General features: G+C 54.5%; 16 protein-coding genes, 1 tRNA gene and 1 pseudogene. 12 read left to right on the top strand and 6 right to left on the bottom strand.

Translation table 11 applies throughout. The annotated features are described in order from the left end of the window. Positions 1-56: 56 nt before the first annotated feature. The 4 genes from JMJ16_RS22500 to JMJ16_RS22485 form a co-directional block, all read right to left on the bottom strand. Positions 57-743, bottom strand: coding sequence for an ABC transporter ATP-binding protein (locus JMJ16_RS22500; protein WP_201385189.1), 687 nt, complete (start codon positions 741-743; stop codon positions 57-59). Continuing rightward, positions 740-1,498: a Crp/Fnr family transcriptional regulator gene (locus tag JMJ16_RS22495; RefSeq protein ID WP_201385187.1), complete on the bottom strand. Its 759-nt coding sequence runs from the start codon at positions 1,496-1,498 to the stop codon at positions 740-742. Before JMJ16_RS22495 ends, JMJ16_RS22500 begins: the two co-directional genes overlap by 4 nt. A gap of 414 nt (positions 1,499-1,912) precedes the next feature. After that, a complete protein-coding gene (locus JMJ16_RS22490) occupies positions 1,913-2,962 on the bottom strand; it encodes a response regulator transcription factor (RefSeq protein WP_201385185.1) in 1,050 nt (349 codons plus the stop codon). Positions 2,963-3,432: 470 nt separating this feature from the next. Next, positions 3,433-4,569, bottom strand: coding sequence for an ISAs1 family transposase (locus JMJ16_RS22485; RefSeq protein WP_201385183.1), 1,137 nt, complete (start codon positions 4,567-4,569; stop codon positions 3,433-3,435). Between the two features lie 374 nt (positions 4,570-4,943). On the opposite strand from JMJ16_RS22485, the gene rpsB reads away from it, so the two are divergent. The 9 genes from rpsB to ispG all read left to right on the top strand — a co-directional run bounded on the left by rpsB (position 4,944) and on the right by ispG (position 13,967). Next, positions 4,944-5,783 carry a 30S ribosomal protein S2 gene (gene rpsB / locus JMJ16_RS22480; RefSeq protein ID WP_201386171.1) on the top strand — a complete coding sequence of 280 codons (840 nt, stop codon included), beginning with the start codon at positions 4,944-4,946 and terminating at the stop codon, positions 5,781-5,783. Between the two features lie 228 nt (positions 5,784-6,011). After that, positions 6,012-6,611, top strand: coding sequence for a hypothetical protein (tsf, locus tag JMJ16_RS22475; RefSeq protein WP_201385181.1), 600 nt, complete (start codon positions 6,012-6,014; stop codon positions 6,609-6,611). Positions 6,612-6,626: 15 nt separating this feature from the next. Beyond that, positions 6,627-7,361 carry a UMP kinase gene (pyrH, locus tag JMJ16_RS22470; RefSeq protein WP_201385179.1) on the top strand — a complete coding sequence of 245 codons (735 nt, stop codon included), beginning with the start codon at positions 6,627-6,629 and terminating at the stop codon, positions 7,359-7,361. Positions 7,362-7,459: 98 nt separating this feature from the next. Further along, positions 7,460-8,017 (top strand): ribosome recycling factor, encoded by a 558-nt coding sequence (gene frr, locus JMJ16_RS22465; protein WP_201369189.1) that lies wholly within the window; start codon positions 7,460-7,462, stop codon positions 8,015-8,017. A 2-nt stretch (positions 8,018-8,019) separates the two neighbouring features. Continuing rightward, positions 8,020-8,805, top strand: coding sequence for a polyprenyl diphosphate synthase (uppS, locus tag JMJ16_RS22460; RefSeq protein ID WP_201385177.1), 786 nt, complete (start codon positions 8,020-8,022; stop codon positions 8,803-8,805). Positions 8,806-9,039: 234 nt separating this feature from the next. Then, a complete protein-coding gene (locus JMJ16_RS22455; RefSeq protein WP_201385175.1) occupies positions 9,040-9,963 on the top strand; it encodes a phosphatidate cytidylyltransferase in 924 nt (307 codons plus the stop codon). A 288-nt stretch (positions 9,964-10,251) separates the two neighbouring features. Further along, complete coding sequence (locus tag JMJ16_RS22450; RefSeq protein WP_201385173.1) at positions 10,252-11,433, top strand: 1-deoxy-D-xylulose-5-phosphate reductoisomerase; 1,182 nt, start codon at positions 10,252-10,254, stop codon at positions 11,431-11,433. Positions 11,434-11,504: 71 nt separating this feature from the next. Continuing rightward, positions 11,505-12,704: an RIP metalloprotease gene (locus JMJ16_RS22445; protein WP_201385171.1), complete on the top strand. Its 1,200-nt coding sequence runs from the start codon at positions 11,505-11,507 to the stop codon at positions 12,702-12,704. 21 nt (positions 12,705-12,725) lie between these two features. Further along, the gene (gene ispG / locus JMJ16_RS22440) at positions 12,726-13,967 is read left to right on the top strand and encodes a flavodoxin-dependent (E)-4-hydroxy-3-methylbut-2-enyl-diphosphate synthase (protein ID WP_201385169.1); all 1,242 of its coding nucleotides are present in this window, start codon (positions 12,726-12,728) and stop codon (positions 13,965-13,967) included. A 188-nt stretch (positions 13,968-14,155) separates the two neighbouring features. Here ispG and JMJ16_RS22435 read toward each other — a convergent pair. Next, positions 14,156-14,229, bottom strand: a tRNA-Val gene (locus tag JMJ16_RS22435). Positions 14,230-14,585: 356 nt separating this feature from the next. On the opposite strand from JMJ16_RS22435, the gene JMJ16_RS22430 reads away from it, so the two are divergent. The 3 genes and pseudogenes from JMJ16_RS22430 (at position 14,586) to JMJ16_RS22425 (ending at position 17,137) form a co-directional block, all read left to right on the top strand. Continuing rightward, the gene (locus JMJ16_RS22430) at positions 14,586-14,912 is read left to right on the top strand and encodes a hypothetical protein (protein WP_201385167.1); all 327 of its coding nucleotides are present in this window, start codon (positions 14,586-14,588) and stop codon (positions 14,910-14,912) included. Continuing rightward, positions 14,885-15,016 (top strand): annotated as a pseudogene (locus JMJ16_RS57210) (hypothetical protein); the annotation flags it as partial. The gene JMJ16_RS22430 and the pseudogene JMJ16_RS57210, both read left to right, overlap by 28 nt. Beyond that, positions 15,017-17,137, top strand: coding sequence for a hypothetical protein (locus JMJ16_RS22425; protein ID WP_201385165.1), 2,121 nt, complete (start codon positions 15,017-15,019; stop codon positions 17,135-17,137). An 88-nt stretch (positions 17,138-17,225) separates the two neighbouring features. On the opposite strand, the gene JMJ16_RS22420 is transcribed toward JMJ16_RS22425, so the two are convergent. Continuing rightward, positions 17,226-18,734, bottom strand: a complete 1,509-nt coding sequence (locus tag JMJ16_RS22420) for a glycosyltransferase family 87 protein (RefSeq protein ID WP_201385163.1) — start codon at positions 18,732-18,734, stop codon at positions 17,226-17,228. Positions 18,735-18,909: the final 175 nt, after the last annotated feature.

Genomic DNA, 18,909 nt, shown 5'->3' with positions numbered 1-18,909 from the left:
ATAGAGAAAAATAGTGTGTTGCGTCGTGCAGCCTCAGGTTGCCACGACGCAACACACTATTTTTCTCTTACAATGTGCCCGTCGCGCATGTTGATGAGGTGATCTGCCATGGCCCCAATCTCCTGAGCATGGGTAACCAGGACGAAGGTCTGCTGCTGCGTCTGATTGAGAGTGACGAGTAACTGAAGGATCTCCTGAGCGGTCTCGCTGTCAAGGTTGCCGGTGGGTTCATCGGCCCAGACAATGGCGGGATTATTGGTCAGGGCGCGGGCGATGGTGACACGCTGGCGCTGGCCACCAGAGAGTTCCGCGGGTCGATGTAAAGCGCGCTGTCCCAGGCCGACCAGCTCAAGCATCTCCAGGGCGCGCTTACGCGCCTGGCGGGCGGGCACCCTGGCGACCAGCAGGGGCAACTCAACGTTTTCCACGGCGCTCAGCACGGGGAGGAGGTTAAAGTCCTGAAAAATGAAGCCCATGTGGCGTGCGCGAAACGATGTGCGCGCGTTATCGCTCAGGTCGCGTAGGTTCTGTCCCGCGATCGCGATCTCGCCTTCATCGATGGTATCAAGCCCCGAGAGGCAGTTAAGGAGAGTGGTCTTGCCACTCCCACTCTGCCCCATAATGGCGACCATCTCCCCACGTGCGACTGAGAGGTTAATATCTCCTAGAGCCTCGATGCGCTGCTGTCCAAGGCGATACGTTTTTTTGACATGCTGGGCTTCAATAATGGGCATTGTGTTCATGGCGCACTCCTTCCTGTACCGAGTTCGGGGTTGGCGAGCGTGGCTAGCAGGTGAGGCGAGGTGATCAGAATATGGCGTCGTCCAGGCTCGATTGTGCCAAGGTCTTTAAGCTCGCGTAGGGTCGCGCTGACCGTTTCCCGGTAAACACCCAGGTGTTCGGCCAGCTCTTCGTGAGTCAGACCCGTCACCACCAGTTGACCCTGCTCACGTGCCTGGGCGTGCGCCAGTTGTAGCAGGAGGGTCGCCAGGCGTGCGAGGGTGCTTTTGAAGGTGGTATTAATCAGTTGTGTCTCGACCTGGTGAAGGCGCTGCTCAACGCTATAGAAGAGAGCGAGGGCCACGCCGGGTCGCTGGCCTGCCAGGTGTTCGATATCGTGCCTGGAGATGCTATACACGCGAGTGGGGGAGACGGCCTCCGCGAAGTGGCGCTGCTGTCCCTGCCCCAGCAGGAGCGTTTCACCAAAGCATGCTCCAGGTTGGAGAGTTGCCATAATCAGTTTCCGCCCATCGGGCGAGAGATGATAGAGGTGAACGGCGCCTTGCTTCAAGAGAAACAAGGCGCTGCCAGCATCGCCGGGCCGATAGAAGACATAACCGGATGGGTATGACGTCTCGGTTGTACGCTGGTGCAGGGCGTTAAGGTCGTCCGCGGGTAAGTGGCGGAAGAGTTCACTGTGAGCCAGGAAGGCATCCTTTGTGCCTGTCTGTTTGTGTGATACAGGACGTTGCTGGTTCAGCGCTTGTTTCTCTCGCACAGTGGCACGTACATTCCTTTACAAAGAAAGATGGTGTAACAAGTGCTATTGTACCATCATCCAATTGTGTCATGCGAGACCCTGGCTTGAGACATGGGGAAGAGCATAGCGCACTCCTCCTTCTTCCTTTGTTCATTTTGCCCCGCAAGGGGAGCCGTTTTTGAAAAAAGTGGGAATGGCTAAACCCCACCGCTTGCGCGGGTAATGTTTGCCTCGACAAGGATAGAGGGCGGTACTTTTTCCTGAGCACTTCCTTCACCCCGTTACAGATGTTTAACCCAGGAATTCTAGAGCTACAAGCTGGCACGCACCTGTAGGTAGGAACTTGAACACTTCCCTCTATCATAGCCCGATCACTCCAAAGAGTGCTGGCTGAGTCTGGTCAGGTCCAGGCTTGCACCAGACGGGCAGAAATCACCCCCAAGTACAAGCCTCTGCCCTTTCAGGCATGGGGTTCCTGACTACATGCGTAGTGTTGGAGCCGCGACGCTCGCTAACCTTCTCTTCATTTCCTTCAACCAACCTGGCGAAGTCGGGATGATGCGGATCGATTTCCGGCAAGGGCGTGGTGGGCACAAGCTGGCCCGGCAGGCGTTGTTCAGGTAAAAGCTGTTCGCCCATAAACTGTCCACCCATGCTCGTGAAGTAGATGGCCTCGGTCCGATTGCGAGCGCGAAGCTTCTCAAAGATGTTCTGCACATGCTTATGGACCGTCGATTCGGCGATACAGAGCTCTTTGGCGATCTCGCGGTTCTTGCGACCCAGGCGCATCAGGTCGAGGATCTCACGCTCGCGCCCGGTCAGGGGGCGTGGCCGGCGCCTGGGCTTGTCACCCTTTGCGGCCTCCTCATCGGCCTCCTCATCAGCTTTCTCATCTACTTCAACCTGTTCCTCCAGCTCTCCAGTGGTGCGATTGAGTAGCTCGCTAGTTGCGTTCTCGTGGAGTGCCTGCACTTTAGCGGCTCGTCGAACCCGGCGTGGTGTACGATAGGCTATGGCTTCGGGTGAGAAGCGCGTGGTATAAAACTGTTCCTGTGTTCGCCAGATATTGCGAATATAGGCCAGGACCTGGCTGGCGAGGGCCCCTGGAATGCAGAGATCGTTGCGAGCGGCGCAGCGTACCGCGTGGATGAGCGCATCGGGCTCTATATCTTTAGTGATGTAGCCCATTGCTCCGCGCTGGAGGGCGCGAAAGACGTGTACATCTTCATGCGCGGCAGTAAAGATGATGACACGCGAATGTGGTGAGTGTGCCAGGACGCGCTCAGTTGCATCAAAGCCATTGCAGTCAGGCATATCCATATCCATTAAGATAACGTCTGGCTGCGTCTGTTGAGCCTGTGCCTCGGCCTCTTGCCCCGTGCTGGCCTCGGCCACCACATTGAAGTCGGCCTCCTTTTCGAGGACTTCGCGGACCGCGCGTCTCATAAGCGAATGATCATCAACAATGAGGATCTTTACCATGTGCTTAAAATCCCTTTCTACTTCAACTACCCCTGTAAACAATCTTAGCTGCGTTATTCTAGCTTTTTAGCTATAAATGTGTATGGGTATACACTATACTATACTTCCTGTTTCAAGAAACAGACAGTATTATTTGAGGCGTTGCCTTACACGCACGAGATGAATGCGTCGAGGCATATATTTTTTCCTCCGGGGGAGAAACAGTATAGGTGTTGGGCTGGGGGTCGGGAGGCGTTGCCGTGATATCCAGAGCGGGCTGGGAGTCGAAAGGCAGGCGACAAGATGGACGCGCGCTAAACGCGTTTTACCTTGCATACTCCTCCTCCACTCTTTGCACCACCACTATTTTATCCTACTCAAGTATACTCTATTTTAGCGTTTTTGGGGAAGATAGTAGCCAATGAGGCTATTGTGTTTTCTGAGATTGCGAAAAAAGGGAAGAACGGCTCTGCTTGGCAGGGCAATCGCATCTAGTTAACCCCATCCAGAACGCGCAAAAGATACTGATTGTCCCATCCGGATTTGAGACGTTTGGCATGGATGCCAACACGGGAAGAGCGTTCCTGACGCAACAAATTCAAGCTGATATGGCGGAGTACCGCGAGATTTTCGTCGGCATGACCGAGCCTGACGCGCGATTCATCTTCCCGAAAGGCGATATCGAGGACCCAATGCAGGCTGTTTTCAATGCCCCAGTGGCTTCTGACCGCAGTGGCAAAGGTGTTGACTGACGAAAAACTGAGCAAGAAGTAGCGCGTTTCTTTTGTGGTCTTCTGTTTCATGCGCCGTTGCGCCCGAACGACCCCAATGCCTCGCAAGCCTTTCCACTGGTGTTGCGGGTCGAGATACGCCAGGATTTCCGGATCACTCAGGGTCCAATGTTCGCGAATTTCCAATCGACCGTGACCTTTCTCCACCTGTCGATCCAACTCCCAGTACGGGCTGGCAAAGCCGTCTTTTTCCGCGAGAGCAAACGTCGCTTTCACCTCGTCAAAGAGGTTCCCGTGATTGTCTTTGAGAGCCAGGGCGTAGTCGCCGTCTTGCTCAATAATCCGCTCGGCAATCTTCGTTTGCGTCCCCATCGCATCAATGGTCACAATGCAGCCTTTGAGCGCCAGTTGCTCTAAGAGCAGCGGGATGGCGGTAATCTCGTTGGACTTCCCTTCCGTCGCGAGTTGAGCCAACACCAGACGATTTTCGACCGCCCAGGCACTGACCAGATGCAGCGCTTTTTTGCCTCCTGCCTGATCATGCGAGCGGCGCAGCGTTTTGCCATCAATCGCGATCACTCCGTTGACTGTTTGGCTGATCCCTTGCACCCATCGGATGAAGCTGGCTTCAAACTGTTTGGGATCAATGAGCGCAAACACACGCCCGAACGTATCGTGAGACGGGATCCCATTGGGCAAGTCGAGCAAATCCGTAAAAAAGGCCTTTTTGGCGTTCCCAAATTCCTCGATCTCAACCCAGCCTTCTGCTCCACATAAGACTCCACAGATCGCCAGGATGATGATATCCCGTAATCGATGCAGTTTGGTTCGCTCCACCCGAGGGTCTTCTACTTGCGCAAACAGACGTTCAAGATCTCGTCGGCCATTCTCCTCCATCTCATAGCCTCCCGCTTTTTTGGCTTATTTTATCACCTCCTCTTCCTTTCCTTTATTGTTGCTGAGCTTATTTAGATGCGATTGCCCTGCTCTGCTTGGCAAATTTCTTGCGTCCGTAGTCTCACTATGCTATACTTCTCAACTGGCAGGATCCGGTATGTTCCTGCACAAGTTGTGTTTACGCACGATTGATTGTGTATAGTATCACAACATATTACAACAGACTACGCACGCTCTGCGACCAGGCACGCCCTGGGGTCCATCAGCTTGATTAAACAGCTTGGTAGTGGTAGTACCGGGGGGGCCCTGCTGTCAAGTAAGAGTCGCGAGCGGAGGTCAAAGGGAGGATTTGTATCGTGGCTAATATTATCTCAATGAAGCAACTTCTTGAGGCAGGCGTCCACTTTGGACATCAGACGCGGCGCTGGAACCCGAAGATGCAGCAGTTCATCTTCATGGACCGCAACGGCATTCATATCATCGATCTCCAGCAGACCGTGACGCGCTTGAACGAGGCCTACAAGTTTGTCGAGCAGCTCGCCGCTAGCGGCGGTACCTTGCTCTTTGTGGGTACGAAGAAGCAGGCGCAGGAGGCCGTGGCTGAGGAGGCCAAGCGCTGTGGTATGTTCTATGTCAACCAGCGCTGGCTGGGTGGTATGCTCACCAACTTCCAGACCATTCAGTTGCGCATTAAATACCTGCGCGACCTGGAGCGCCGCCGTGACAGTGGCGAGTTCGAGCGCCTGCCCAAGAAAGAAGTCCAGCGCTTGCAGGACGACATTGCGCGCCTGGAGCGCATCCTGGGCGGTATCAAAGACATGAGGTCGCTCCCCAGTGCACTCTTCATCATCGACACACGTAAAGAGCGCACCGCGGTGCTTGAGGCCCTGCGCCTGGAGATTCCTATTATCGCGCTTGCCGATACCAACTGCGATCCCGACGAGATGGATTATCCCATCCCTGCAAACGACGACGCTATTCGCGCGGTTCGTCTCCTGTGCGCCAAGATTGCTGATGCCGCGGTCGAAGGTCGCCGTCAGCTTGAGGCCCTGCATAAGGACGAGACCACGGGCGAGGAAGAGGTTCAGGCCGAGGAGCCGCAGGCCGCTGCTGAAGCCCCACAGGCCACAGCCCCAGAGGCAGCCCCACAGGCTTCTTCAGAGGCCGAGAGCCCGGCCGCCGGTTCTGAGGGCGAGCTGGTTACGAAAGAGTAACACACAGCAGCAAGTAAGCGGGGGCAAGAGGCGAACAATTCCTCCTGCGCCCGCTTTTTCCTGTATTCCAGGCCAGGTACTTCTTTCCTAGGCCGGGCGTGCGGCGCCTCATGAAAGCGCGTTTCACATTTGTCAAGCACCCAAGTGCCAAAAAAAAAGGGCGGTGGTCATTGCGCCGTCCACGGCACCTGAGTATCATACATCTACGGAATTGAGGAGAAATCAACCATGAACTACACGGCACCGGATGTAAAGAAGTTGCGCGAGGAGACTGGCGCGACATTTGCCGACTGCAAGAATGCCCTAGTCGAGTCAAAGAGCTGGGATGAGGCCGTCAAGTATCTTGAGGCCAGAAGCAGCCGCAAGGCTGAGAAGATGGTGGCCGCTGGTCGTGAGACCAAAGAGGGCGGCGTCTTCTCATATGTACACCATAATCATAGCATTGGTGTCTTGCTGGAGCTCAATTGCAGCACTGACTTTGTCGCACGCAGCGAGTCATTCCGTCAGCTCGCCAGTGAATTGGGACTTCAGATTGCAGGCGTGGCACCCAAGTATGTCAATTACGAGGATGTGCCTGCCGAGGTAGTTGAGGCGAAGAAGAAAGAGATCCTGGAAGATCCCTCTATGGCACGCGTCCCCGAGGCGAAGAGAGAGGAAGTGATTGCAGGTAAGCTCAAGAAAGCCTTCTCAGAGCAGGTCTTGACTATGCAGACCTGGGTCAAAGACGAGACCCTCACCATCGGCGATTTGATCCGCAAGGTGATCGCGGATACCGGCGAGAACATCGTCCTGCGCCGCTTCAGCCGTTTCAAACTGGGTGAAGAATAAGGCAGGAAATTGCTCATGGCAGCCGAACGAAAATATCAGCGTATTCTACTCAAGCTCAGTGGTGAAGCTCTGGGTGGACAGGGCTTTGGTATCGATGCTCAGACGGTGCAGCGGATTGCTGCCGAGGTCAAACGCGTCCACGCCCTGGGAGTAGAGGTCGCGATGGTTATTGGTGGTGGCAATATGTGGCGCGGTGCGGATGCAGCCGCCACAGGCATTGATCGTGCCACCGCCGATTATGTCGGTATGCTAGCGACCGTTATGAACTCGCTCATCATGCAAGATGCTATGGAAAAGCACGGCATGGCAACGCGTGTGCAGACGGCTATTGAGATGCCTCCTGTTGCGGAGCCGTTTATCCGCCGCCGGGCGGTGCGTCACCTGGAGAAGGGGCGCGTCGTAATCCTGGCTGCGGGTAGTGGCAATCCGTTTTTTACGACCGACACTGCCGCGGCTTTGCGCGCGGTGGAGTTGAACGCGCAGGTATTGCTCAAAGCTACTAAAGTCGATGGCATTTACGACGATGATCCTGTAAAGAATTGCTATGCACGCAAGTTCGATGAAATCGGCTACATGCAGGCGCTCAATATGGGATTAAAGGTAATGGATAGTACTGCACTCTCATTGTGTAAAGACAATAATATGCCAATTATCGTGTTTGATCTCCAGCAAGAAGGGGCTTTAGAGGCGATAATGCGCGGTGAGAAATGTGGTACACTGGTCTCCAAAGACGTCAAAGAACCTGTCTAGAGAGTGTGCATTCTTGAACAACGCTTGCACCACTTGTCTACTCACATTCGCGTAAGCACTGCTGTGAGACAGTGCTCAGTTGAGAAGGGGTTGAAGTTATGACTGCTGACTTATTTGACGATGCAGAAAGGCGCATGAAACGTGCCATTGACGCCTTAAAGCAGGATCTGGGATCTATTCGCACCGGTCGGGCGAGTGCTTCCCTGCTTGACCGCATTACCGTCGATTACTATGGAACCCCAACGCCTGTCAATCAGGTCGCAACCATCTCGATTCCCGAGGCTCGCCTCATTGTGATTCAGCCCTGGGACAAGAAGATGTCTGCGGACATTGAGAAGGCGATTCAGAAGTCTGACCTGGGTATTAATCCAAATAACGACGGTCAGGTTATTCGCTTGAATATTCCGCCCATGAACGAAGAGCGCCGTAAGGACCTCGTCAAGTCTCTGCATAAGAAGCTCGATGAGCACAAGGTTGCCGTCCGTAACGTGCGCCGCGACGTTCAGGATAAATTGCGTGAACGTGAAAAGAAGAAAGAAGTGTCCGAGGATGAGCTGAAGCGTAGCACTGAAAAGCTACAGAAGCTCACCGACCGCTTCATCGAGGAGATGGATAAGGTCGGCAAAACTAAGGAACTGGAGATTCTGGAGGTCTAACGTTGACCAAGATACAAAATCTCTTATCCTCACGCAGGAAAGAGAATGTTTCGTCGCAGCCACAATTAGTCGCAGCTGATCAGTCTCAGTCACCCGTGCGCCATATCGCTATCATTATGGATGGCAATGGCCGCTGGGCTACGCGACGCCACCTGCCACGCCTGGCAGGACATAAGGCGGGTGTAAGCGCACTCCGGCGTGTCGTTGAGTGCGCCGCAGACGAAAATATTGAGATGCTTAGTGTGTATGCGTTCTCAACCGAGAATTGGCACCGGCCTCGGACCGAGGTCGATGGTTTGATGCGCCTCTTCTGGGAGACTATTCGCTCGGATCTAGAGAAGCTACATCGCGATGGTGTGCGCTTGCGCCATCTTGGTCGTTTATATGATCTCGCTCCAGACATTCAGCAGGCCGTGCGCGAGTCAATGGATTTGACAAAAGACAATACGCGCATCGGCCTCAACGTATGCTTTAACTATGGTGGTCGGGCTGAACTGGTGGACGCGGTCCGCCAGATTATCGCGGATGGTCGCCAGCCCGAGACCATCTCTGAAGAAATGATCAGCTCTTATCTATATACACGGGACCTCCCCGATCCAGACCTGGTCATTCGCACCGCTGGTGAGATGCGCGTCAGTAACTTCTTGATCTGGCAATCGGCGTATAGCGAGTATTATGCTACGCCTACCCTCTGGCCTGACTTTGGGCGCGAGGATCTGCTTGAGGCTGTGCAAAGCTTCCAGCAACGCAGTCGCAAGTTCGGACGCGTGCTGCCGACATCGGTGTAACGCGCCTCTGGTGCTGAGAGGGCTGCCTCACTCTCCTGAGGTGAGGTGGGCCACAGAGCAGGCTTTGATAGTATATAATGTAGGGCGGTCCTTGTTACCGTCCTATTGTTTTTATAGGTGCCTATTCGGAAACCTGAGCGCGAAGCGCTAGTCGCGTGAGCGACGTTGGTTTCCGCATAAGAAGTAAATGCTTATCGTTTGACAGCGTTTTGTCCCACAGAGGAAGGGATTTTTTTGCAAGGCGCGAATGAAAAGGGAGAGCCGGAGGTCTCCACTCCTCCTCCTCCACAGGAAGCAAATAAAGAGAAAACATCAGTGGGCCTGCGCCTGCTGACGGCGTTTATTCTTATTCCGATTGTGCTTGTCGTCGTCTGGTTTGGCTCCTGGGTCGCTTTTGCGGCCACCGTGGTGCTGGTGGTGCTGGGAATCTATGAGCTCCACACGATGCTAGTGCAAGCTGGATACCGCCCCATTTTATGGCTGAGCATGGGCTGGGGCCTGCTCTTGCTACTGGCTACGATGTTCCCTCTCCAGCGATCTCTGATCCTGGAGAGCGGCTTAGGGATTACCTTACTGGTCTCATTCCCCTGCCTGTTTGCGCGTAAAAACCTTGAGGGTTCAGTGGTGGACTGGGCCTTGACCCTGGCTACAGCGCTCTACGTAGGTGGCTCGACCAGTTTTCTGCTCCTGTTGCGTGGGACGGAGGTCGGCTGGTTGCGCTTTGCTCCTACGTTCTCCCTTGTGCTTCCTCGGGGTGCCTGGTGGACGTTGGCGGCTCTCCTTGGCGTATGGGGCTTTGATTCCGCGGCTTTCTTCATTGGCCGCCTCTTTGGCAAGCATAAACTTGCTCCTCGCATCAGCCCGGCCAAATCCTGGGAAGGATTCCTGGGTGGCCTGATCTTCTCCATTATCGCGGCCCTGCTCTGTACCGTCATCCCCCTGGGACTTCCCTGGTACCTGGCGGTCCTGGTAGGAGTGCTTGTGGGCGTCACGGGTACTCTGGGGGACCTCTCGGAGTCATTGTTCAAGCGACAGATGCATGTCAAGGATAGTAGTCAGATCGTGCCTGGGCATGGTGGCGTCCTGGATCGCATTGATAGCCTGCTTTTTGCGGCTATTGCCGTCTATCTCTTCGCCTCGCTCTTGCAGCTTAGTTAATGTTATGGGCAAATTATTTCTGGAGAGGTGGTGTAGTATGTGCTGACAGCCTGCGGTTGTCAGCACATACTACACCACCTCTCCAAGGCGAGCGCCACAGGCGCGAGTCGTCACGCTAAAAAGATGAAAATTCGCGCGAAGATAGGTTCTTCGCTATTATAGAGAGAGAAGGGCGGGTCTCCTGGAAGATTGTGTGCTCATCTCGCGTTTGTATTATTGAGGTGTGTCAGCAACGCTTATCGTAGAGGCGTAGATGAGAGGGGCTTCCAGGCCCGTGAGTAAGAGTGCATGAGCGCATATCCTAAACGTATTGCCTTACTTGGCAGCACAGGCTCGATTGGTCGGCAGACACTCGATATCGTGCGCTGCTTCCCAGAGCAGTTCCAGGTGGTAGCTCTGGCGGCCCGCAGTAACCTGGACCTACTGGCTGAACAGGTGCGCGAGTTTCGCCCTAGCCTGGTTGCTTGCTTTGCCGATTCAGCAGAGCTAGAGCAGAAGGCACGAGCGCTCTTTCCGAATGTTATCCTGGGGGAGCGCGGTCTACTGGCGGTTGCGACGCACGCGGATGCGGATGTGCTGGTGGCTGCGACCTCTGGCCTGATGGGCCTGCGTCCAACGATGGCGGCGATTGAGGCTGGTAAAACCATTGCCCTGGCGAATAAAGAGACGCTGGTCATGGCAGGTCATATTGTCACGGAGGCCGCGCGTCGCAATGGTGTCTCGATTGTGCCCGTTGATAGTGAGCACAGTGCCATCTGGCAGTGTTTGCATGGTGAAGAAAATAACCAGATTCGTCGATTAATTCTTACAGCATCTGGTGGACCATTTCGTACGACACCTCCTGAAGAGTTGCGCGACGTCTCTGTGGAGCAGGCCCTGGCCCACCCCACCTGGCGCATGGGGCCAAAGATTACTATTGATAGCGCCACGCTGATGAACAAGGGCCTGGAGGTCATTGAATCATACTGGCTTTTTGATGTGCCCTACGAGCGCATCGAGGTGGTCGTGCAGCCTGAGAGCATCATCCACTCCATGGTTGAATTCTGTGATGGCTCGATTAAGATGCAGGCCAGTCTGCCGACGATGCACCTACCTATCATGCATGCGCTCACTTACCCGGAGCGCCTGGATACTGCCGATAAAAACTTGATTCGCGAACTACACTGGCCCTCGATCTCGGCGCTGCACTTTGAAGAATTGAACCTGGAGCGCTTCCCCTGTTTCCGCCTGGCGCTTGAGGCCGGGAAGCGAGGGGGGACCTACCCCTGCGCGCTGGTGGGCGCGGATGAAGAGGCTGTAGCGATGTTCCTGGAGGGAAAGATACCTTATCAGGGGATCGCCCAGATGCTTGAGGCAGTGCTTGAGCAACATAACTCAATTGCCCAGCCCGATGTGAACGCGACGTTGGAGGCTTGTGCATGGGCACGCCGTGCGGCGCGAGAATGGGGTGAAAAACACCTGGCTGGTTAGATAATCAGGAGCGTCGTATCGTAGTGTGTTCTCGCCGGAGGCATTTTTGAGGAGCAAAGGATAAATACTAGATGAATAACTGGTACCTACTCGCAGCTATCCCGGTTTTTGGATTGCTTGTGCTTGTACACGAATTTGGACACTTCATCACTGCTCGCTGGGCGGGTATTCGAGTTGATGAATTCGGTATTGGTTTGCCACCACGCCTGGTTGGTTTTCGCCGTCGCCCTCAGGGTGGATGGGAAGTGGTCTGGTTTGGCGGCCGTTCCGAGCAGATGGAGGGGCTAGAGAGTCCACTGACAGGTACAAGCGGTGGAGTAAGCCAGGGTCATGCCTCCGCGAAGCAGAATACCATTTACTCTATCAACCTGCTGCCGATTGGCGGATTTGTGCGTATGCCGGGCGAAGATGGCGATGCACATGATGAGAATGGTCATTACGACTCTGAGAGCTTTGCGGCCAAGCCTGCCGGGAAGCGCATCGTTGTCCTCTGTGCGGGCGTGATCATGAACGTCTTGCTGGCGATTGTGCTCTTCACGATTGCCTATGGACAGGGAGAGCCAACGACGCCAGCCATCATTGCCCAGGTGAACGCTGGCTCGCCTGCTGCGGCGGCAGGGCTGCACGCGGATGACAAGATCCTCAGCGTCAATGGACAGTCCGTCACCCAGTTCCAGGAAGTGAAAGATATTGTCGATAAGGCCTCGACGCAGAGTAAGGGGCAGCAGACCGTTGATGTGAAACTGGTGGTGGAGCGCAAGGGCGAGCCGCAGCCGCTCCATATGACCGTTCATGCCCTGGTCAATCCGCCTGCTGATAAAGGCCACCTGGGAGTCCTGGGCAAGACAGTCAATGTCAGCATTCCCCTCTGGCAGGCCCCCATCAGAGGTATTCAGCAAACCCTGTCGACCACGCGCCTCTTTATTGTTACAATTGGTCAGATGATTGTAGGCGCGATCCAGCCGCAGATCGCGGGTCCAGTTGGCATCGTTAAGATTACGGGCGAAGTGGCCCAGACGGTACCCGTTGTTGGCTGGTGGTACATCCTGAATTTAACAGCGATGTTGAGTATAAACCTGGCAATTGTCAATATTCTACCTTTCCCTGCCCTGGATGGTGGGCGTGTGGTGCTGATCTTCATCGAGATGATTCGTGGAGGGAAGCGTCTCAGACCCGAGCGCGAGGGGCTTATCAATCTTGTTGGTATGGCAATCTTGCTTACTCTGATGGTTGTCGTGACTGTAAGCGACGTCTTACATTGGGGTGGCTGATAATGGAGTGTACTACTAATTATGTCTAAGAAAACTCGTCAGGTTCGCGTTGGCAATGTTCTGGTTGGTGGCGGCGCGCCTGTGGCTGTGCAATCTATGACCACCACCTATACCCGTGATGTGAAAAGCACGGTCGCGCAAATCAAACGCCTGGAAGAGGTCGGCTGTGAGATTGTGCGCGTAGCTGTTCCCGAGATGGAAGATGCGGTTGTCCTGGGCGAGATCAAGAAGCAGATTTCGATTCCGCTGGTCGCGGACATTCACTATAATCCTAATCTGGCACTGGAAGCCATTCGCCAGGGGATCGACAAGGTCCGCATCAATCCAGGCAACCTGCTCAATGGACGTGAATCCCTGGAGCAGATTGTGCGGACTGCTAAAGAGCGCGACATTGCGATGCGTATTGGCGTGAACTCCGGCTCGATTGATGCGCTGGACAAGCAGGCCCAGATGCAGCGCATTCAGGTGCGCCTGCGCGAGGATGGCACTCTGGAGCGCAGCGATCCTGCCGAGGCTCGCCGTCTTGAGCGCGAGCGCCTGGCTGAGCGCATGGTCACCAAGGCCCTGGAATATATTAGCTGGTGTGAAGAGCTCGATTATCACAATATTATTGTCTCTTTGAAATCCTCCACTGTTCTGACAGCGGTTGAGGCCTACCGCCGCTTCTCGGAGCGCTCGGATTATCCTATCCACCTGGGCATTACCGAGGCGGGTACACTGGTCACAGGCGCGGTGAAGTCCTCGGTTGGCCTGGGTCTTCTGCTGGCGGACGGTATTGGTGATACCATGCGCGTCAGCTTGAGTGCCGAGCCTGAGGAAGAGATTCCTGTGGCGTATGAGATTCTAAAGTCGCTCGAGCTGCGCAATCGCGGCGTGACCTTTGTCTCCTGCCCCTCCTGCGGTCGCGTTGAGATCGACGTCATTAGCGTCGCCAACGAGGTAGAGAAGCGTCTGTCCAAGGTGCAGACCCCCATCCATGTCGCCGTCATGGGCTGTGTTGTCAACGGCCCTGGTGAGTCGCGCGATGCCGATGTCGGCCTGGCTGGTGGTAAGGGCAAGGGCGTCATTTTCCGCAAGGGACAGGTCATTAAAACTGTTCCTGAAGACCAGTTCCTGGACGCAGTCCTCAAAGAGGTTGCGAGTCTGTTGCCTGAGGGTGAGGCCAAGCTGGTCTATCCTGAGGGTGGCATCAAAGATGTGGCTGGCACACACCGTACCCGCGATGAGGGCATGAACCTGCCTATCCTGCCCGCGTCTCGCTAGCTTAAACGATATAAAAAAAAAGCCCGGCAGGAACGCCAGGAGCCATCATAAACATGGCTCTAGCGTTCCTGCCGGGCTTTAGATATATGACCTCAAAAATAGATGCTATTTGTGGGATATGGCGGGAGAGGTTGCTGGTAGGTGAGCGCGCACAAAAAAGCGGCTTCATACGAAGCCGCCTGGAAAAATGGGCGATACAGAACTCGAATCTGTGACCTCCACGATGTCAACGTGGCGCTCTAACCAACTGAGCTAATCGCCCTCTCGACATGGAGAATAATATCATTGTGACTCTACTTTGTCAATAGGTTTTCTGGCCCTTTTTTTCGCGCCGGGAAAATTCCTATCTGATCTATGGCAAGGGAATTTCTGGCTTCTTTTCTGATGAGGAGGAATGGCGTATAGTGCGCCCTCGGGTATGCTCACAGATAAGCGATAGGTCCTGATCCTGTCCGTTTTTGCTTGCCCATACATAGATATGGTGCTATACTTTTTGAGGCGCAAGACGTGCCTGAAAGCGCCCAGTGGTATGAAGCAAGCGATACTACTATTGGTTTCCTTTATAAGAAGGACGAGGATTGTTCCTGTTATTTTTCCTTTTGAGAAGGGATTCTTAGTATGTTTCCTGGTGTTCGCAGACCTGTTGTCCAACGTAGGCGCCTGGTCTTACATGTGTGTAGTCTTATATTTATTTGTGCGCTTGTCGCGATTGAGTTTGCGCCCTGGAATAGTTCAGTGACCTATGCCAAGACGGAGCAGCATACGGTCGCGACGGTCGATACATCGTGCCAGCATGTCACATTCTCTCCCGATAGCAACCCCTATCCCATTTGCCCTGGCCCGTTTCCTACCGGCGGCAATTGCACCTGGTGGGCGTGGCAGCAGTGGCATTTATTGGGGTATGATCTCCCGCGTAACTGGGGAATGCCGCTGAGTGGGCCGTAGACGCCACACGGGCGGGATTAGCAGTCGGTACGGTTCCACGCCTGGGCGCGATAGCCGTCTTTCCAGTCGCCGATGGGGTCTGGGCCTATGGAGCGCCGGGGCATGTGGCCTTTGTCTCATCTGTGTATCCCGATGGCCAGACCTTTGATGTGACCTATCAAAATTATGGCGATACTACCTACATGCATATCGGGCGCGACTACAACACAAACTATATCAACTCGACCCATTTTCAGAATGGGCAGCTGCGCTTTATCTATTTCCCTCGTACGCTTGATACCCAGCATTTTGCCAGGCTGGCTGGCACTTCACCCAATGTGAGTTCCCAGGTGCAGCAGACAAACGCACTACTGAACTCATCCAGTGCTACTACGACCTATACCTCCAGCCGCATCTCGCTAGGACTCTCTCCCGCTTCCTCCGATCAGGAGTTTAATGCTGACTTTACCGGGAGTGGCTATAGCGATCTCCTGCTCTATGACCGTAAGCAAGGGCAATTGCAGGTCTTACAGTTGGAGAAGCGCCGAACGCTGGCGGGAACCTTTGTGCCTAATTCTGATGATGGCATATCACATGGCGTGCGAATGAATCCAGGCGCCCCTAAACTGGTGGATTTAGGTGACTCTACTGTGCCAGCGGGCAAGTGGGGTTCGTCGCTCGATATTCACGTGGGCGACTTCGATGGCACAGGTGCATCAGATATTTTGCTCTATGATCGGGATACAGGCAAGATTCACCTTATCAGCCTAACGACCTCTTTGACGATAAAAAAGCATGTCGTCCTTGATGGCGAGGGGCCGGGATGGGAGCTCTATGTTGGTCGTTTTGATGGCAAGCGTAGCTCTGTTATGATGTATAACCGTTTTGCCGATCCCAGTGCCTATGATCCAGGGACCAGCGATTCGACGGATAATGGTGGGGATACAAGCGGCACCACTCCCACTGATCCAGGCACTACAACGCCAACGCCAGCGCCAACTCATACAAAGACACCAACACCAACACCAACGAAGAGGCCGAGTCCGACACCGACGCCGACGAAGACGCCGAGCCCTACTCCGTCACCGACACCGTCACTGACACCAAGTCCGACGCCGTCTCCAACACCTACAGTGACGCCATCTCCAACACCAACACCAACACCAACACCAACACCAACGGCAACGCCGACACCAAGTCCAACGGCAACGCCGACGCCTACCCCAACGCAGGCCGCGCCTACGCCGACAGTAGCGCCGTCGCCTACTCCGACGCAAACACCATCGTCGACAAGTACACCAGCGGCGCAACCTACACAGGCGAAGAGTACCGTGGAGCCTACGGCATATACTATTCCCGCCACAAGCCATACCAGTAATGTAGATGGCTCGAATGGTGATCTCAGTGGCACCAGCCTTGCCGATTGGGAGATGCAGGGAAAGACCGCCAATGTGATCATGCTCGATTTTGATCAGAACTTCCAGGTCAAACATCGCCAGGTGTATACGCTCTGGCACGCGAGCTGGGAGGTGTACGTGGGTCGCTTCATAGGACCCGATCAGGATGGTATCTTCCTCTATGATCGCATCGATGGTCAGGGGCGTATGCTGGGTCTGGATGGCTCGCTCAAGGTGACTAAACAGCAGGATATGAGTGATCTGAGTGGTAACTGGATGATCTACAGCGGAGACTTTAACGCCTCTGGGCGGGCGCAAATTCTTCTGTATGATCCCAGTAGCGGTAGCGCGCAGATCAGGTCCCTGAAGGCGGATCTCACGGTTGATCAGAGCGTGGATTACTCCGACTGGGGGCAGAATCTCCTGCCATACGTGGGGAGCTTTGGCACCTCTTCAACAGGCGTTATGCTCTACGATCCCGAGGCGGGGCAGAGCACATTCCTGGCCTTTGATGATACGCTACAAGTGGCGCATCAATATGTCACAAAGAGCTGGGACCAGCACTGGCAAGTCCTGGTGGGTTCATTTACCGACCGCTCCCAGTGTTTGGGCCAGGGCCAGTGCGCGAACGGAGATGATATCCTGGTCCTCAATCGTGAGACGGGCCAGCTACAGCAATATATCTTCTCCTTTGGCCGCCAGTTTAAGGTCTATGATAACCGTACGCGCGCCTTTGAGCGCCAGGGCGTGGCCCCCTCCTCCGAGCAGTATGTCAGCTCCCTGGATACTACCACGTTCAACCTGGCCTCAACGCTTAGTACCGATATCCACAACCAGGAATTGTATTAAAAGTTATAAACAGGATGGGCGCCTGATGGAGGCATTCACCTCCACCAGGCGCCCATCCTGTTTATAACTCTCTTTTTGTCTGAATGGGTTAGAGGGCGGGTGTAGAGAGAGGCGTCTGCTTGCTGGCTTCGACTCTGCTGTGGCGTGGCTTGAGATAGCCCAGAGTGGCAGCCAGGAGGATACCCAGGATGATGCCCAGCAGCGCAACATCGCGGACCATGATCGAAGGGAAGAAGATTGAGACATTGGGCAGGTCGTGAAGCAATGCCTTGCCATACAGATAGGGATAGATGAAGGTCGTGAGCAGGCTCAATGCTGTCCAGGGCACCAGCCATTTCCAACTGGCTCGTCCAATATAGGCAATGAGCGGGGCGACCCAGATCAGGTACTGAGGACTAAATACCTTGCCGGTACTGATGATGATGAGTAGTGTCAGCACGCTACTGACGGCCAGGTCGATTTTGTTGCGCCACTGGAGCCAGTAGATATAGGCAAGCCCTAAAAGAAGGAGGGCCGTGCTCAGGGTGCTTACCAGTTTCTCTGGTGTGCCAAAGATATTAAATGAGCCATAACTATAGCGGTAAGAGAGCGGGGTATGCGTAATGTGCCGACTGGTAAACCACACGATAGTGGCCTGGAGTGATTCTACCTGTGTCGGGCGCCCGATAAAGTAGGTAAAGGGCTTGAGCGTTCCCTCAATGCTCAGGGCCAGCGAGAGCAGCATCACAGCACTACAGAGCGCGACAAATATTCCCAGGGGAAGCCAGCGCTGGCGTATGCGCCATGAACCTTGTAGCTCGCGTTGCTGCTGGAGCAGGAATGGAATCAGCAGGATCACCGGGTAAAATTTACAGAGCGTCGCCAGCGCCAGGTAGACATAGGCCCAGTTCCAGCGTGAGCGGTCCGCGTAGATGATAGCCAGCAATGTCAGCAGGGCGGGAACAAGATCGAAACGTCCCAGCGCGGTCGCATAACAACCGGCAAGAAGGTAGATCACAAATGCCAGGGCCGAACCGCGAGAGCGATAGCGCACCAGCAGGTAGTAGATAATGATCGCGAAGAGGGCCATCCAGCCCGCGAAGGCGACCTGATACCAGTGGCTGGGCACAATCAAGCTCAGCGAAAAGGGAACCAGCACCAGCATGGGATACTCATTAGGAAGGGCGTGAAAGCGTGTATTCGGGGATTGCCATTGTTCGATGGTATTCACAAACGAAGCCGGGAGACCATAGCGTTCGGCCTTCTCAAGCAGGGTTGGCGTATCTTGCCCAGGCGGAATAACATCTAAATAGTCCGCTGTAATGGGGCGTGTGATAAAGCCACACTGTGTCTTCCAAGGCTCTCTCTCTGTAATGGAGAGCGTATGCCAGAAGGCCATCGCATAGCACTGGTACTTTGCCGCGTCGGTATTATTTTTAAAAAGGGCCGGCCTGGTGCCAGCGAAGAGAGCGGCGCATAGAAAAATAAGGATGCATGCATCAAAGAGCCTGAGCCAGCGTGAGCGCCGTTTTGACAGGCCGAGTGAGTTCTCCTCTTGCCGTCTGCCTGGTAGCGTCTCTTGAGGCGAAGCGCTGGTCGTAGGAAGGTTTGTGTTCATGCGCGATCAAGTACTTTCCACCAAATTAATTTTTGAATATTTAAATAAAGAGCCGCGTTCAGATATGCGAGAAAGAGTTTTGCCCCTTTTAAAGCGCAAAAAGAGACAGTACTCTATTTTGACCTTGCTATCGTCCCACGACCTCCCCTGATTGTCAAGTTGAAAGTACTCCCTA

It is taken from the genome of Ktedonobacter sp. SOSP1-52 (genome assembly GCF_016587395.1).
This window is presented reverse-complemented; position numbering and strand designations above follow the sequence as displayed.